This window comes from Methylomonas aurea (genome assembly GCF_024505045.1).
Classification (GTDB): Bacteria; Pseudomonadota; Gammaproteobacteria; order Methylococcales; family Methylomonadaceae; genus Methylomonas; species Methylomonas aurea.
Genome location: NZ_JANIBM010000011.1, coordinates 41,160 through 57,018 on the forward strand (window position 1 = coordinate 41,160; position 15,859 = coordinate 57,018).

The following is a 15,859-nucleotide window of genomic DNA, read 5'->3' on the forward strand; positions in this document are numbered from 1 at the left end:
TTAAACGGAGTTGGTCGCCGGGCGGGCGTTAAGGTTGTAAAAGCGGCTGTGCAGCCAGAGCCGGAAACGGTCGAGATACAAATAAACCACCGGCGTCGTATACAGCGTCAGCAGTTGGCTGAATATTAGGCCGCCGACAATGGCGATGCCCAGTGGCTGGCGCAATTCGGCGCCGTAGCCGCTGCCAAAAGCCAACGGTAGGGCGCCGAACAGCGCCGCCAGCGTCGTCATCAGAATCGGTCTGAAGCGCAGCAGGCAGGCTTCGAAAATGGCTTCACCCGAATCCAGGCCGTGCTCGCGTTCGGCCTGCAAGGCAAAATCGATCATCATGATCGCGTTCTTTTTGACGATACCGATCAACAATATCACACCGATCAGCGCGATGAGGCTGAATTCCTTGCCGCAGGCCATCAATGCCAGCAGCGCGCCGACCCCGGCCGAAGGCAGGGTGGACAGAATCGTCAACGGATGCACCAGGCTTTCGTACAGAATGCCGAGCACGATGTAAATACTGACCAACGCCGCCAAAATCAGCCAAGGCTGGTTGCGTAGCGCTTCCTGAAAGGCCTTGCCCGAGCCCTGAAAACTGCCGGTGATGCTGGCCGGCAAGCCGATGTCGCGCAAGGCCTGGTCGATCGCGGCGCTGGCGGCCGACATCGATACGCCGGGCTTCAGATTGAAGGACAACTCGCCGACCGCGAATTGCCCCTGATGGCGTATCGATAACGGCGTATTGCCTGGTGCGAAACTGGCCAGCGCCGACAGCGGCACTTGCTTGGCCGGGCTGGGCGCCGCGCCGGTTTGGCCGGGAGTACTGATGTAAAGTTGTTTCAAGGTGTCGCTGGATTGCCAATATTGCGGTGCGACCTCCATGATCACCCGGTATTGATTCAACGGGTTGTAGATCACCGACACCTGGCGTTGGCCGAAGGCGTTATTCAGGCTGGTATCGATCAAGGCCTGGCTGACGCCGTAGCGGGCGGCCAGATCGCGGTTGACGCTGAGGCGGATCTGTTCGCCCTTGTCCTGCTGGCTGGTGCTGACGTCGCTCAGTTCCGGCAATTTGGCAAAGGCGGCCTGCACTTTGGGCGTCCATTGCCGCAACAGAACCAGATCGTCCGCTTGCAGGGTGTAATCGATCAGGCCGAACGAGGGCCGGCCGCCGATACGCAGTTCCTGGGCCGGAAACATGTGCAGATTGGCGCCCGGTATCCTGCCGGCGGCCTTGCGCAGCCGGTCCATGACGATTTCGATGGCGTCGCGCTGTTCGTGCGGTTTCAGGGTGATGAATATCCGGGCACTGTTGCTGCTCTGCGAGCTGCCGGCGAAGCCGGCCACATTGGCAACGGCAGGGTCTTTCAGCAGGATGTCCAAGATTTGTCCGAACTGCTTTTGCAGGGTCTGAAACGACGTATTCTGATCGGTCTGAATCTCGCCGAGCAGGCGACCGCCGTCCTGAGTCGGGAAGAAGCCCTTGTCGATATGGATATACAGGTACACATTCAGGCCTATCGTCGCCAATAACAACAGCAGCATGATTCGGCCGTGGCGTAAAGCCCAGCCCAGGCTGGTGCGATACAGGTTCTGCACCCGGTCGAAACCGGCGCCGATAGCGTGATATGCCCAACCGTGCTGTCGGTCGTCCCGGCCCAACCAACGGGCGCACAGCATCGGCGTCGTGGTTAACGACACGACCAGCGACACCAGCACCGCGGCCGACAAGGTAACGCCGAATTCGCGGAACAGCCGGCCCGGCACTCCGCCCATCAGCAATATCGGCAAGAACACCGCGACCAGAGAGACGCTCATTGACAACACGGTGAAGCCGACTTCCCTGGCTGCCAACTGGGCGGCGCGAAACGGGGCCATGCCGGCTTCGATGTGACGGTTGCTGTTCTCGACCACGACGATCGCGTCGTCGACGACGAAGCCGGTAGCGATGGTCAAGGCCATCAGAGTCAGGTTGTTGATGCTGAAACCGCACAGATACATCACCGCGCAGGAACCCAGCAAAGAGGCCGGCACCGCGACGATCGGCACCATCGCCGAGCGCGGGTTACGCAAAAACACCAGCACTACCAAAATGACCAGCACCACCGCGACGAACAGGCCGTGCTCGACTTCCTCGATCGACGCCCGAATCGACAGCGAACGGTCGACCACCACCGACAGATCGACATTGCTCGGCAATGCCGCTCGCAGTTGCGGCATCACCGCCAGGACCTGGTCCACAGTCTGGATCACGTTGGCCAGCGGTTGCTTGCGGATGATCAGCAATACCGACGGCTTGCCGTTGTGCAAGCCGGTGTTGCGCAGGTCCTCAACCGAATCCACCGCCTCGCCCAGGTCGGCAATCCGTACCGGCGCGCCGTTGCGGTAGGCCACGATCAGCGGTAGGTATTCTGCCGCTTGGCGGGCCTGGTCGTTGGCCTGGATTTGCCAGCGAGTGTCGGCGCTTTCCAGTACACCTTTCGGTCGGGTGACGTTGGTCTGGGCAATAGTGGTGCGAACGTCGTCCAGGCCGATACCGTAATGGCTCAGTGCGTTCGGGTTCAATTCGACCCGTACCGCCGGCAAGGCTGCGCCGCCGATTTGCACCTGGCCGACTCCGGGTATCTGCGAAATCTTTTGCAACAGGATCGTCGAGGCGGCGTCGTACATCTGGCCGCGAGTGAAGCTGTCGGAAGTCAGCGCCAGAATCAGGATCGGCGAGTCGGACGGGTTGTCGCGCCGGTAGCTGGGCCGGTTGGGCATATTGCTGGGCAGCATACTCGCGGCGGCATTGATCGCGGCCTGTACGTCGCGACAGGCGCCGTCGATATCGCGGTTCAAATCGAATTGCAGGGTGATCGAGGTCGAGCCTTGCGAACTGCTGGAGGTCATTTCGCTGACGCCGGCAATGCGGCCCAACGCCCGTTCCAGCGGCGTGGCGACGGTGGCGGCCATGGTTTCGGCATTGGCACCGGGCAACTGCGCCTGCACCGACACGGTCGGAAAGTCCACTTGCGGCAGCGACGATACCGGCAGATTCAAGAACGCCAATATACCGCACAGGCTGATGGCGACGGTCAGCAAGCTGGTAGCAACGGGACGGCGGATGAACAAGGAGGACAGATTCATCTCAATCGAGGTCCTGTTCCACGGCGTTTCCGGAATCGACCCCCAGTACGGTTTCGACCCGGCGCGCCAGGTTATCCATTGTCAGATAAATAACCGGGGTGGTGTACAACGTTAACAATTGGCTCAGCAGCAAGCCGCCGACCATGGTGATACCCAGCGGATGGCGCAGTTCCGAACCGACGCCAGTGCCCAGCATCAAGGGCAAGGCGCCGAGCAGCGCGGCCAGAGTCGTCATCAGAATCGGCCGAAACCGCAGCAGGCAAGCCTGAAAAATCGCCTGATCCGGCGGCAGGCCCTGCTGGCGCTCGGCTTCCAATGCGAAATCGATCATCATGATTGCGTTCTTCTTGACGATGCCGATCAGCAAAATGATGCCGATGATGCCGATGATGCCCAAGTCGCCACCGGACAGTCGCAAGGCCAGCAGGGCACCGACGCCGGCCGAGGGCAGGGTGGATAAGATCGTCAGCGGATGGATATAGCTTTCGTAAAGCACGCCGAGCACGATGTAGACGGTGACGATCGCCGCCAGAATCAGCCATAAGGTATGGCTCGCCGAAGCGTTGAACGCTTGGGCCGCGCCCTGGTAGGCACTGCGGATAGAAAGCGGCAATTCCACCTCCCGCTGGGCGGCTTCCACCGCGGCGATGGCGTCGCCCAAGGCGTAGCTGGGTGCCAGGTCGAACGATACCGTAGTCACCGGATATTGATCCAGATGGTTGATCGCCAATGTGGTCGGCCGTTCGGAAAGCTCGGCGATCGCCGATAACGGCACTTGTGTGCCGTTGCTCGACGGTACCCGCAGTTCCTGCAAGTCTTGCGGCCCGGTTTGCTCGGCCGGATCGACTTCCAGCACCACTCGGTACTGGTTGGCCTGGGTAAAGATGGTCGAGACCAGGCGTTGGCCGTAGGCGCTGTACAACGCGTCGTCGATTGCGGCGGTGCTGACGCCGAGCCGGCTGGCCGTAGCCCGGTCGATATTGACGAACACCTGTCGGCCCTGGTCCAGCACGTCGCTGACGACGTCGCCGAACTCCGGCTTTTGCCTGAGCCGGTCTACCAACTTGGCGGTCCACTGGTTCAGTTGGTCCAAATCGGCGCCTTCAAGGGTAAATTGGTATTGGGTGCGGCTGACCCGGTTTTCCATGGTCAAATCCTGCACCGGTTGCAGATACAAGGCAATGCCGGGCCGGCCGGCCAAGCGCTCGCGCAACGACGCGATGACTTTGCCCGACGGCGGACGTTGGCCGTGCGGCTTCAAATTGATCAAAAACCGCCCGCTGTTCGGTGTCGGGTTGATGCCGTCGACGCCGATGAACGAGGACAAGCTTGCCACCGCCGGATCGCTCAGGATCAAAGCGGCGAGCTCGCGCTGCTGCTCGGCCAGCGCCGGAAACGACACGGTTTGCGGCGCTTCGGAAAAACCTTGAATAATGCTGGTATCCTGACTGGGGAAGAAACCTTTCGGAATCCAGACGTACATCGCCACGGTCAGCGCCACGGTGGCAAAGAATACCAACAGCGTGGCGGTTTGCCGGCGCATCACCCAGCTCAGGCTGCGTCCGTAAACCTTAATCAGCCGGCCGAACCAGTCGTCGCCGACCTCGTGGTGTTGATGATGGCCGCCGCCGGGCCGCAACAATTTGGCGCACATCATTGGCGTAAGGGTTAACGACACCACGGCCGAAATCAAAATCGCCACCGCCAACGTGATAGCAAATTCCCGGAACAGCCGGCCGACCACGTCGGACATGAACAACAGCGGAATCAATACCGCGACCAATGAAAAAGTCAGCGAGATAATGGTAAAACCGATTTGCTCGGAACCCTTCAGCGCGGCCTTGAGTGGCGGCTCGCCGCGCTCAATGTAGCGGGAAATGTTTTCGATGACGACGATGGCGTCGTCGACCACAAAGCCGGTCGCTATCGTCAGCGCCATCAAGGTCAGATTGTTGATGCTGAAGTCGGCCAGATACATCGCGGCGAAGGTGCCGACCAACGACAGCGGCACTGCCACGCCGGGAATGATCGTGGCCGGGATGTTGCGTAAGAACAGAAAGATCACCATCACCACCAGCGCCACCGCCAGCAGCAGTTCGAATTGCACGTCGCGCACCGAGGCGCGAATGGTCACGGTACGGTCGGTCAGTGGCGAAACTTCGACGCCGTTAGGCAGCGAGGCTTGCAATGTTGGCAGCAGGTCTTTGATGCGGTCGACCACCTCGATCACGTTGGCGCCGGGCTGGCGCTGAATGTTGACGACGACGGCAGCCTGGTCATTGGCCCAGGCCGCCAGCCTGACGTTCTCCGCGCCGTCGACCACGTTGGCGACATCGGCCAGCTTGACCGGCGCGCCGTTTTTATAGGTGATGACCAACGCGCGGTATTCGGCCGCCGAGCGCAATTGGTCGTTGCTGTCTATCGTCGCGGCTCGGCTCGGGCCGTTGATCGAGCCTTTGGGTTGGGCCACGTTGGCGGCGGCGATGGCATTACGCACATCTTCCAGGCTGATGCCGTAAGCGGCCAGGGCTTTGTGGTTGGCTTGAATCCGCACCGCCGGGCGCTGGCCGCCGCTGATGCTGACCATGCCGACGCCCGGTAACTGAGCGATCTTCTGGGCGATGCGGGTATCGACCAAATCCTCGACTTTGAACAATGGCATCGATTTGGAGCTGACCGCCAAGGTCATGATCGGCGTATCCGCCGGATTGACCTTGCTGTAGATCGGTGCTTGCGGCAGATCTTCGGGCAGGAAATTGGCGGCGGCATTGATCGCGGCCTGTACGGTTTGTTCGGCAACGTCCAGGTCCAGATGCAAATTGAATTGCAACGTAATCACCGAGGCGCCGCCGGAACTGGTAGAAGTCATCTGCGTCAGCCCCGGCATTTGCCCGAATTGGCGCTCCAACGGTGCGGTGACGATCGCCGTCATGACGTCAGGACTGGCGCCCGGGTAGAGTGTCGTCACCTGTATCGTCGGGTAATCGACCTGGGGGAGGGCGGACACCGGCAGCAGCCGGTAGGCCAGCACGCCGACCAACAACAAGGCGACCATCAACAGCGAGGTCGCCACCGGCCGCAGAATGAACAGTTGCGACGGGTTGAATCCGGCCTTGCCGGGATCGGTGAAGCTCATGGTTTAACCGCGCCTCCGCCGGCTGCCTGCTTGGCCGGCGGCCGGATGCGGATCGGCTGGGGCGGCCACGGTCTGGCCGTCCCTTTCGGCGACATCGACTTTGCCACCATCCTTGACCCGGTCGCTGCCGTTCACGATCAAGGCTTCGCCGGCCGCCAACGCCGACGGCACCGCGATTTTCTGGTCGTTGCCGGGGCCGGGCGCGATGCGGCGCAAATGAGCGACGTTTTCGCCGTCCACCACATAGACGAACGCACCTTGGGCATCGTGCTGCAATGCCGCGGCCGGCATTTGCGTGACGCCGCGCAAGGTCTCCAGGTGCATCCTGATATTGACGAATTGGTTGGCGAACAGGGTTTGATCGCGGTTATCGAATTCGGCTTTCAGTTTGATCGTGCCGGTGGTCGGGTCGATTTGGTTGTCCAACGCGATAAGTTTGCCGTCGGCCAGCTTGGTCTTGCCGCTGCGGTCGAAGGCTTCGATGTCGATGGTTTTACCTGCTCGGTAGCGTTTGGCCACTTCCGGCAACTGGTCTTCCGGCAACGTGAAAACGACGCTGATCGGCTGCAACTGGGTGATGACGACCAGGCCGTTGGCGTCGCCGGCGCGGACGATATTGCCTTGGTCGATCTGGCGCAAACCGACCCGGCCGGAAATCGGCGCGGTCAATTTGGCGTAGCCCAGTTGCAGTTTGGCGTTGTCGACCAGCGCCTGATCCATCTCGACGCTGCCGCGGTATTGTTTGACCACTGCCTCCTGCGTTACGGTTTGCTGGGCCGCGATCGAATCCTGTTCCAGCAGGGTTTGGTAACGGGCCTGGTCCAGTTCGGCGTTTTTCAATAACGCTTGGTCGCGTTGCAGTTGGCCTTGAACCTGTTGCAACTGGACCTGGAACGGCCGCGGGTCGATCTCTGCCAGCAGGTCGCCGGCTTTAACTAACTGACCTTCGCTGAAATTGATTTTGACCAGTTCGCCATCGACGCGCGGCTTGACGGTGACGGTTTTCAGTGCGGTCACTGTGCCGAGCGCGTTCAGATACACCGGAAAGTCGCCGCTGCCTGCGGTTTCCACAGCGACGACGGCCGGCGCGTCGTCTTCCTGGAACAAACGTCGGCCCTTGCTGCGTTCCGCCTTTTGCTCCGGAGCGGCAATGCCGTCTTGAAAATAAATGCCGGTGCCGGCAGCGCCGAGTGCCAGCAGCGTTACCAGCGAGAGCCAGCGGCGGTTTTTGCCGGCGATCAGCGAAGTTGTCGATCGATGAGTCATGCGGAGTTGGTTTTCACTAAAGTTTGCGAGCGGATGGCGCGCGTGCAGGCCGCCGAAAAGTCGACGACGTGCACGACAAGGAAGGGTGATGTCGCGGTCAACGGCCGAGTCTGAGTGCGGTCGATTTGGAGTTCAAGGTCGGTCATACGCGCTGCTATTCGTCCGTTAACAATCCGGACAATTAAAATTGCCGATTCAAATTAGGATTTTGATTGAGCATTTACTGTGCCATTGTTCTGAGATATGCCGGTTCAAGCTGATCGCTGCCGCCCATGAGTAGCGGGCTGTCTGAAAAGCAGCAGCCGTTGCACATCGGCTGCTGCCTGGCATACAAGTGGTATTGTGACTGAAGTGCGGCCCGAGCGTTCCGGCCGGAAGTGTAAAATCGGGTAAAACTGGCGCGGTAATGGCTGGCGGAAGTAAGCGGTGACGAAACTCAGAAACTCAGATAGAGATAAACGGTCAATGCGCTAGCGCTGATTCCGACGATTTTCAACTTGTCCAGACCGCTTTGCTGATCCCAGAAATACAGACAACTGGATTTTTTTCGGGAGGCAAACAACCCTAATGCGTTGTACCAGCGTTTGACGACGCCCGGTAATTTTCGGCCCAGCAGATAGAGCGCTACTGCTCCGATAACGACGATGGTATAGAACACGATGACCTGGGTTTCGTGGGTGCCGGTGTGGAACAGATGTTCGACCACGTGGTCCAGCCCCATTTCCAGATACTCGAACAGCAGGTGAGCCAGATGCAGCGCTATTTCCCATATATGGTGCAGCAGTCCGATAAGCACTGCCCAGGCCAGATCGGGCATGGCCAGTGCTCCCAGGATCAAGGCCGCTGCCAGTACGGTGATAGCCAAGCTTTGCCGCTTGCGGCGCTCGACGTGGCGCCGCAACAATTCGGCGTCGGTTTCGCTCAAATTAACGAAACGGACGCCGACCGTATGCGGGTAGCGGCCGTCTTCATAGGGGTTGCTGGGTTTGCAATACACCACTTGGCCGCAGGTGCTGACCGTGGTCATGCTCGATAGCAATAAAATTCTGAGTTGCAGATAGTCGCCGCTTTGTAGGCGTTCCTTGCAGGTAAACGACATGCCGTTGGCGCTGATATTGGCTTGCAACGTGTCGTTCTCGATGCTGTTCGAGGCCGGCAGTTGCCGGCCGGACAGGCGGCTGTCGCCCGAGCCGCTCGTCGCGGATGAATCCCCGTAGGGAAGGATCTGGTAGAACAGGTTGATTTGCTCGTAGATGCGAAGCGCGAGTCTGCGGTTGTAGTTGTTATTATCGGTTGCGTTCGAGCTCATCGATGTCCTCGTTGATGAAGCGGATTAGCTTTGATAATAGCCAATGCCGTTAATTTCTCAATCTGTCTGCCGGCAACGCCGAGGGCGTAGCTATTGTCGCAGACTGCGTTCCGCCATTTTAACCCACCCAGGCAGGCGGGTCGGTATCAAGTCGGTCTGGCCCAACGCAAGGCCATTCTCTGGGCGAAACGCGGTACACTTAGTCGGGTGCGGGGTTTGCCGCATTAGGCCTTTTCCTTAGATACCACATGCATCTGTCTGCTTATTTCAATCCCGCGTTCGTCAAATTACTCAGTTTCCGCTTGTTGATCGTGTTGGCCTACCAGATGATGGCTATCGTTGTGGGCTGGCATATCTACGAATTAACCCACGACGCGTTGGCCTTGGGTTTGATCGGTTTGGCCGAGGTGATTCCGTATTTCTGTTGCGCGTTGTTCGCCGGTTACGCAGTCGATCACTATTCTCGGCGCTGGTTCGGGCTGGGCGCCAGCTTGCTGGTGGCCGTGAATGGCCTGATGTTGGTTGCCGTGGCGGAGAATTGGATCGTCAATCAGCCATTGGTCTGGATTTACGCTGCAATCGGATTGACCGGTATCGCCAGGGCTTTTATCGGCCCCAGTTACAGCGCTTTGTTCGCCTTGGTGTTGCCGCGCGAACATTATGCCCGCGCCGCCGGTATCGGCAGTTCGGCGTTTCAATTCGGACTGGTGGCCGGACCGGCCATCGGCGGTTTGATTGTCGCTTGGGCCGGTAAGACCGCGGCTTACCAAACAGCGACCGGTTTGTGCGTGCTCGCCACGCTGGCATTGTTATCGCTGCGGGTCGCGGAACCGCCGCCGGCGGAAAGCGCGCCGATTTTTACCAGTATCGGCGAAGGCTTGCGTTTCGTGTTCGGCAATCAAATCGTGTTAGGCGCGCAGTCGCTGGACATGTTTGCAGTATTGTTCGGCGGCGCGGTGGCGATGTTGCCGGCTTTTATCCACGAAATTTACCATTACGGGCCGGAAGGTTTGGGCATTCTGCGCGCGGCGCCGGCGGTCGGGGCGGTGATGATGGGCTTGTTCCTGGCCCGGTTTCCGATCGACAGACATGCCGGACGCTGGCTGCTGGCGGCCGTGGCCGGCTTCGGCGTCTGTATGATCGGCTTTGCTTTGGCGCACAGTTTTTGGCTGGGCGGCGCGTTTTTGTTATTTTCCGGTTTGTTCGACGGCGTCTCGGTGGTGATGCGCACCACGATTTTGCAATTGGCGACGCCGGATGCGATGCGCGGCCGGGTATCGGCCATCAACGGCATTTTCATCGGCTCTTCCAACGAACTCGGCGCATTCGAATCCGGCGTCGCGGCCCGCTTGTTGGGCTTGGTGCCGTCGGTGGTGTTCGGCGGCGCGATGACCTTGCTGGTCGTGGCCGGTACCGCAAAATTGGCGCCGCAATTGCGCCAATTGCAATTGCGGCAATTGCATTGACGAGTATTCTGCGACTTCCCGAAACGAGGCGGGCAAAACCATGGCGACACCGTTGATTACCCGGCAGGGTTACGAAAAATTGCAGCAGGAATTGGATCATTTGTGGCGGGTAGAGCGACCGGAGGTGACCAAACTGGTGACTTGGGCCGCCAGCCTGGGCGACCGCAGCGAAAACGCTGATTACCAATATAACAAGAAGCGCTTGCGCGAGATCGATCGCCGCGTGCGTTATCTGCAGAAGCGACTGGATACCTTGAAGGTGGTCGATTACCACCCGGATCAGGAAGGCAGGGTGTTCTTCGGCGCCTGGGTCGAGATCGAAAACGACGAAGGCGAAAAGAAGCGGTTCCGCATTGCCGGTTACGACGAAATCTTCGACCGCAAGGACTATATCTCGGTGGATTCGCCGATGGCGCGGGCGTTGTTGAAAAAACAAGTGGACGACGATGCCGTGGTCAAAACCGAAGCCGGCGTATTTATCTGGTACATCAATTCGATCGAGTACCAGAAATAGCGCGCCGCGCGGCAAAAGGCTTTATCATGTCGGCTTTTTTAATCAGTCAAAAAGCGCCTTATGCAAATTACAGATAAAACCGCCGTTTCCATTCATTACACCCTGACCAACGGTAGCGGCGAGCAGTTGGATAGTTCCAGAGGCGAGGCCCCGTTGGTTTACCTGCACGGCGCCGGCAATATCATCGCCGGTCTGGAAGCGGCTTTGACCGGCAAACAAGCCGGCGACACCTTCAACGTGACGATTCCGGCCGACCAGGCCTACGGCGAAGTGTCGGAAGAAATGATCCAGGTCGTCTCCCGAAACATGTTCGACGGCATGGACATCGAAGTCGGCATGCAATTTCATGCCGAAGTCAGCTACGGTCCCGGCGTCATTACCATCACTGCCATCGACGGCGACGATATCACCATTGACGGCAATCACCCGTTAGCCGGAGAGGATTTGACTTTCGACGTGGAAGTGGTCGAAGTGCGACCAGCCAGCGCCGATGAAATCGCTCACGGCCACGTCCACGGTGCCGGCTGCCACCATTGATCGAACGGCAGCACCGGCCGAAGTCAGCCGGTTAGGTCCGCGGCCGGGTCGAGCCCGGCCGATTTGAAATCCTGCCAGCTGTCGCTAATCTTGTAGTTCAATGACCACGGTGAGCTGTCCGCGCTTGCCGGCGTGCCGGCCGTGCCGGAAATCGGGCTGCAGCGATTTCTGCTCAGGCTTTTGCCGGCGCGGCGGTTTTCCGAGCGTGTCGAGTCTCTGAGGTCTGCCCATCTTTAATCAGCCGGATGTTTCGTGTTTCGGAATGAATGCTCGGACGTTGTATTGATGCCTACCGTTAAAAGCTCCCTGCCGGCAAAGCTGCGACCATTACTCGCAGTGGTCGGACTAATCGTTCTGTTGTATCTGACCGCCTTTTCCTGGACCGCATCCGCTCCGCAACCGCTGCTGCGGGTCGCGACCAACGTCTGGCCCGGTTACGAAGCCTTATATCTAGCCCGCAGCTTGGGCTTGTTCGGCTCGGCGCCGATACGTTTGGTGGAAATGACCTCAGCCAGCCAGGTATCCCATGCCTTGCAGAATGGCGCCGTGGAAGCCGCCGCGTTAACCCTGGACGAGGCGGTCGCGGTAATGCAGCAAAACGGCGTCGAATTGCGCGTCGTATTGGTACTGGATGCTTCCAACGGTGCAGATGCGCTGCTCGCGCGGAACGGGATAGACGCAGTGGCTGGATTGCAAGGCAAGCGGATCGGCGTAGAAAACACCGCCACAGGCGCGGTGTTGCTCGACGCGGCGTTGCAAAGCGCCGGATTGGATATTAGTCAGGTCGGCATTGTGCCGATGACGGTGAATGACCATCTCGCCGCTTGGCAACAAGGCGATATCGATGCGGTCGTCACCTTCGAGCCTTTTCGCAGCCGTTTATTGGCAGCCGGCGCCTGCGAACTGTTCAGCAGCCGGCAAATTCCCGGTCGCATTTTAGACGTGTTGGTGGTGCGCGCCGACGCCTTGGCGGCCCACAGGCAGGCTTTGCGAAGCCTGGTTCGCGCTCATTTCGCAGCACTCGACTATTTTTTTGCCAACCCCGGCGATGCTGCGCAACGGATGGCGCCGCGGCTGGGTGTGGCGGCCGCTCAGGTGTTGCCGTTATTCGCAGGTTTGACGTTGCCGGACAGAGTTGCCAATCGGCAATGGCTGGCCGGCGATAAGCCCGAGTTGCAGCCGGTGGCCGCCGATTTGGCCCAGTTGATGTTGCAACGACGCTTGATCGGCGACCCCGTCGATGTTGCCAATATTGCCGCTGCCGAATTCGTCACGGAGCCGCAGCCTTGAAACAGATTGTCACGGTTCGCTTAAGCAGAGCCTTGCCGACTCTGGTCGTTGCCAGTTTCGGTCTGCTGTTGTTGTTTTCCCTTTTTTACCAGCATAGCCGGATGTTGATCGGCATCGAAACTCAAGCGATGGAGGACGTCCGCAGATTGCTGGCGGACACCGAGTTGCATATCGAAACCCTGTATCGGCATGGGCAACAGCAACTGATTTCCGAACAGATAGCGGAGTTGGCGGTTGACAGCCATATTGACAGCGCCGCGCTGCTGGACGAAGGCGGTAAGGTGTTGCGGGCGACCCGTTTCGAATGGGTCGGAAAGGGTTATGCCGAACTATTCGCCGAACCGGGGGCGGCGGAACTCGGCCGGTTTCGGGCCGAGCGCCGGGCCGAAATCCGTTTCTCCGAAGACAGGCAGCGGCTGACCGCGTTCCAAGCCGTGGCGATGGCTACCGATCCCGGCAGGCTCCGCCCGAATCAAATCGGTTTGTTGGTGCTGAATTACGATCTATCGCGAAGCAAGGCGGCAAGCTGGAATTTGTTGGTCCGTTCGATGTACCCGATCTGGGGTATCGGCATCTTATTGCTGCTTGCAATGGCCTCCGCGATTTCGCTTTGGATGGAGCGGCCGTTACGGCATTTGGTGGATGTGGTGGGGCGTTTCGCCGGCGGCGACTATCGGGTACGTTCGCGGCTGGCCGGCAACAGCGAGCTGGCTATTTTAGGTGAGGCTTTGAACCGGATGGCGGCCGAATTGGCCGATACCATCGCTCAGTTGGCGGAAAGCAAGGAAAATCTCGCCGTTACGCTGTTTTCGATCGGCGATGCGGTGATCGCCACCGATGCTGAAGGCCGGGTCAGTTTCATGAACGATGTCGCGCAAAAGCTGACCGGCTGGCAATTGGCGGACGCGGCCGGACTGCCGCTGGAACGGGTCTTCGATATCGTCAACGCCCATAGCCGGCAGGTGGCCGAAGCCCCGGTCGCCAAAGTGTTGGCTACCGGGCGCATCATGGGCTTGGCCAACCACACCATTCTGGTGGCGAAAGACGGTACCGAATACCAGATCGCCGATTCTGCCGCGCCGATTCGACGCCAGGACGGCGCAATTTCCGGGGTGGTATTGGTGTTTCGCGATGTGACCGAGGAATATGCGTTGCGCGATTCCTTGCAACAAGAACGAGCTTTACTGCGCAGCCTGATCGACGCGGCTCCCGATCTGATTTTCTTCAAGGATCGCGATAGCGTCTATCTCGGTTGCAATAAGGCGTTCGAGCGCTACGCCGGCAGTAGGGAGGCGGAACTGGTCGGCAAGACCGATTTCGATTTGTTCGATAGCGAAACTGCCGATTGCTTTCGCAGGCATGACAGGCAAATCTTGCAGAGCGGCCGCTCCAGCGGCCATGAAGAATGGATCACTTACCCGGATGGCGAAAGGGTGTTGTTGGAAACCGTGAAGACGCCGTTTTTCGGAGCGGACGGTAAGATTGCCGGTTTGGTCGGAATCAGCCGCGATGTAACAGAACGGAAGAAGGCCGAAGAGCGCCTGGAATTATCGGCGCAGGTATTCCAGGAAGCGCACGAAGCCATCATGATTACCGGCGTCGACGGTAACATCGTCGATGTCAATCCGGCTTTTTGTGCAATGACCGGTTATGCGCGGGAAGAGGCCGTCGGCCAGAATCCGCGTATTTTGAGTTCCGGCCGGCACTCGCCGGAATTCTTCGCCGAAATGTGGCAAAGCGTGCGCGAAAATGGTTATTGGCGCGGCGAAATCTGGAACCGAAAAAAGAACGGCGAATTTCACGCCGGGTTGTTGAGTATTTCGACTCTGCCGGCCACTAACGGCGACATCCGTCATTACATCGGGCTGTTTTCCGATATCACCGAGAAAAAATTATCCGAAGAGCAGATTTGGCGGCAAGCCAATTTCGATGCCTTAACCGGTTTGCCGAACCGGCGCATGTTTCTCGACTGTCTGGCGCGCGAGATAAAAAAAGCCCACCGTAACGGCAGTGTGTTGGCGTTGTTGTTTCTGGATTTGGACCGGTTCAAGGAGATCAACGACATTCTCGGGCATATCCAAGGCGACAGTCTGCTGCAGATTGCCGCCGAGCGTCTGGCCGGTTGCGTGCGCGATACCGATACCGTCTCCCGCCTGGGCGGCGACGAATTCACGATTATCCTGCCCGATTTGGAAAACGGCGAATGCGCAGAACGCGTTGCGCAGAACATTCTGCGCAAAATGGCGGAACCCTTCCCTTTGAACGGCGAACTGAACTATGTCACCGCCAGCATCGGCATTACGCTGTATCCCAACGATTCTCTCGATCAGGAGCAGTTGATCAAAAACGCCGACCAAGCCATGTATGCGGCCAAGGAAACCGGGCGCAACTGTTACAGCTTTTTCACGGCCTCGATGCAGCAAACCGCGCAATTCCGCTTGGGGATGGTCACCGATCTGCGCAGTGCCTTGGCCAATCGTCAACTCGAGGTGTATTACCAGCCGATCGTCGAGTTGCCTAGCGGAGCGATCCGCAAAGCAGAAGCGTTGCTGCGCTGGCGGCATCCGCAACGCGGCATGGTCAGTCCGGCGCAGTTCATTCCGCTGGCGGAAGAAAGCGGCCTGATTCACGATATCGGCGATTGGGTATTCCGGGAAGCAGTGCAGCAGGCCAAGTTGTTGCGCGAGCAGTATCGACCCGATTTCCAAATCAGCGTGAACAAGTCGCCGGTGCAATTCCGGCCGCGTTCGGATGTCGATTTTGGTTGGCTGAATTACCTGAAGAGTCTGGAGTTGGACGGCGCAGCCGTGGTGGTCGAGATCACCGAAGGCCTGTTGTTGGACGCGCAAACTTTGACCAAAGCCCGCTTGCTGGATTTCCGCGACGCCGGCGTGCAAGTGGCGATCGACGATTTCGGTACCGGCTATTCGTCGCTGTCTTACATCAAAAAATTCGATATCGATTACATCAAAATCGACCGCAGCTTCATCAATAACCTAAGCCCCGAATCCCAGGACGAGGCCTTGTGCGAAGCGATCATCGTCATGGCCCACAAGTTGGGCCTGAAAGTGGTGGCCGAAGGTGTGGAGACCGAGCAGCAGCGCGATTGGCTGATCGCGGCGGGCTGCGACTATGCCCAAGGTTATCTGTTCAACCAACCCATGACCGGATCGGAATTGTTGGTACTGCTGACCGGCTTCGACCAGGATTAGCCGGCGACG

9 protein-coding genes are annotated in these 15,859 nt (G+C 59.0%); 5 read left to right on the plus strand and 4 right to left on the minus strand.

Going from position 1 to position 15,859, the window contains the following annotated elements; all coding sequences use genetic code 11:
• The 4 genes from NP603_RS11210 to NP603_RS11225 all read right to left on the minus strand — a co-directional run bounded on the left by NP603_RS11210 (window position 1) and on the right by NP603_RS11225 (window position 8,831).
• Window positions 1-3,120, minus strand: coding sequence for an efflux RND transporter permease subunit (locus tag NP603_RS11210; protein ID WP_256610969.1), 3,120 nt, complete (start codon window positions 3,118-3,120; stop codon window positions 1-3).
• 1 nt (window position 3,121) lies between these two features.
• Window positions 3,122-6,256 carry an MdtB/MuxB family multidrug efflux RND transporter permease subunit gene (locus tag NP603_RS11215; protein WP_256610970.1) on the minus strand — a complete coding sequence of 1,045 codons (3,135 nt, stop codon included), beginning with the start codon at window positions 6,254-6,256 and terminating at the stop codon, window positions 3,122-3,124.
• A gap of 3 nt (window positions 6,257-6,259) precedes the next feature.
• On the minus strand, window positions 6,260-7,522 hold the full coding sequence (locus NP603_RS11220) for an MdtA/MuxA family multidrug efflux RND transporter periplasmic adaptor subunit (RefSeq protein WP_256610971.1): 1,263 nt from the start codon (window positions 7,520-7,522) through the stop codon (window positions 6,260-6,262).
• 436 nt (window positions 7,523-7,958) lie between these two features.
• Window positions 7,959-8,831: a PilZ domain-containing protein gene (locus tag NP603_RS11225; RefSeq protein ID WP_256610972.1), complete on the minus strand. Its 873-nt coding sequence runs from the start codon at window positions 8,829-8,831 to the stop codon at window positions 7,959-7,961.
• Window positions 8,832-9,079: 248 nt separating this feature from the next.
• On the opposite strand from NP603_RS11225, the gene NP603_RS11230 reads away from it, so the two are divergent.
• The 5 genes from NP603_RS11230 to NP603_RS11250 all read left to right on the plus strand — a co-directional run bounded on the left by NP603_RS11230 (window position 9,080) and on the right by NP603_RS11250 (window position 15,850).
• Complete coding sequence (locus NP603_RS11230) at window positions 9,080-10,297, plus strand: MFS transporter (protein WP_256610973.1); 1,218 nt, start codon at window positions 9,080-9,082, stop codon at window positions 10,295-10,297.
• 40 nt (window positions 10,298-10,337) lie between these two features.
• Window positions 10,338-10,811 (plus strand): transcription elongation factor GreB, encoded by a 474-nt coding sequence (greB, locus tag NP603_RS11235; protein WP_256610974.1) that lies wholly within the window; start codon window positions 10,338-10,340, stop codon window positions 10,809-10,811.
• A gap of 60 nt (window positions 10,812-10,871) precedes the next feature.
• Window positions 10,872-11,348, plus strand: coding sequence for an FKBP-type peptidyl-prolyl cis-trans isomerase (locus NP603_RS11240; protein WP_256610975.1), 477 nt, complete (start codon window positions 10,872-10,874; stop codon window positions 11,346-11,348).
• Between the two features lie 285 nt (window positions 11,349-11,633).
• Window positions 11,634-12,638 carry an ABC transporter substrate-binding protein gene (locus NP603_RS11245; RefSeq protein ID WP_256610976.1) on the plus strand — a complete coding sequence of 335 codons (1,005 nt, stop codon included), beginning with the start codon at window positions 11,634-11,636 and terminating at the stop codon, window positions 12,636-12,638.
• Window positions 12,635-15,850 (plus strand): EAL domain-containing protein, encoded by a 3,216-nt coding sequence (locus tag NP603_RS11250; protein WP_256610977.1) that lies wholly within the window; start codon window positions 12,635-12,637, stop codon window positions 15,848-15,850. Before NP603_RS11245 ends, NP603_RS11250 begins: the two co-directional genes overlap by 4 nt.
• Window positions 15,851-15,859: the final 9 nt, after the last annotated feature.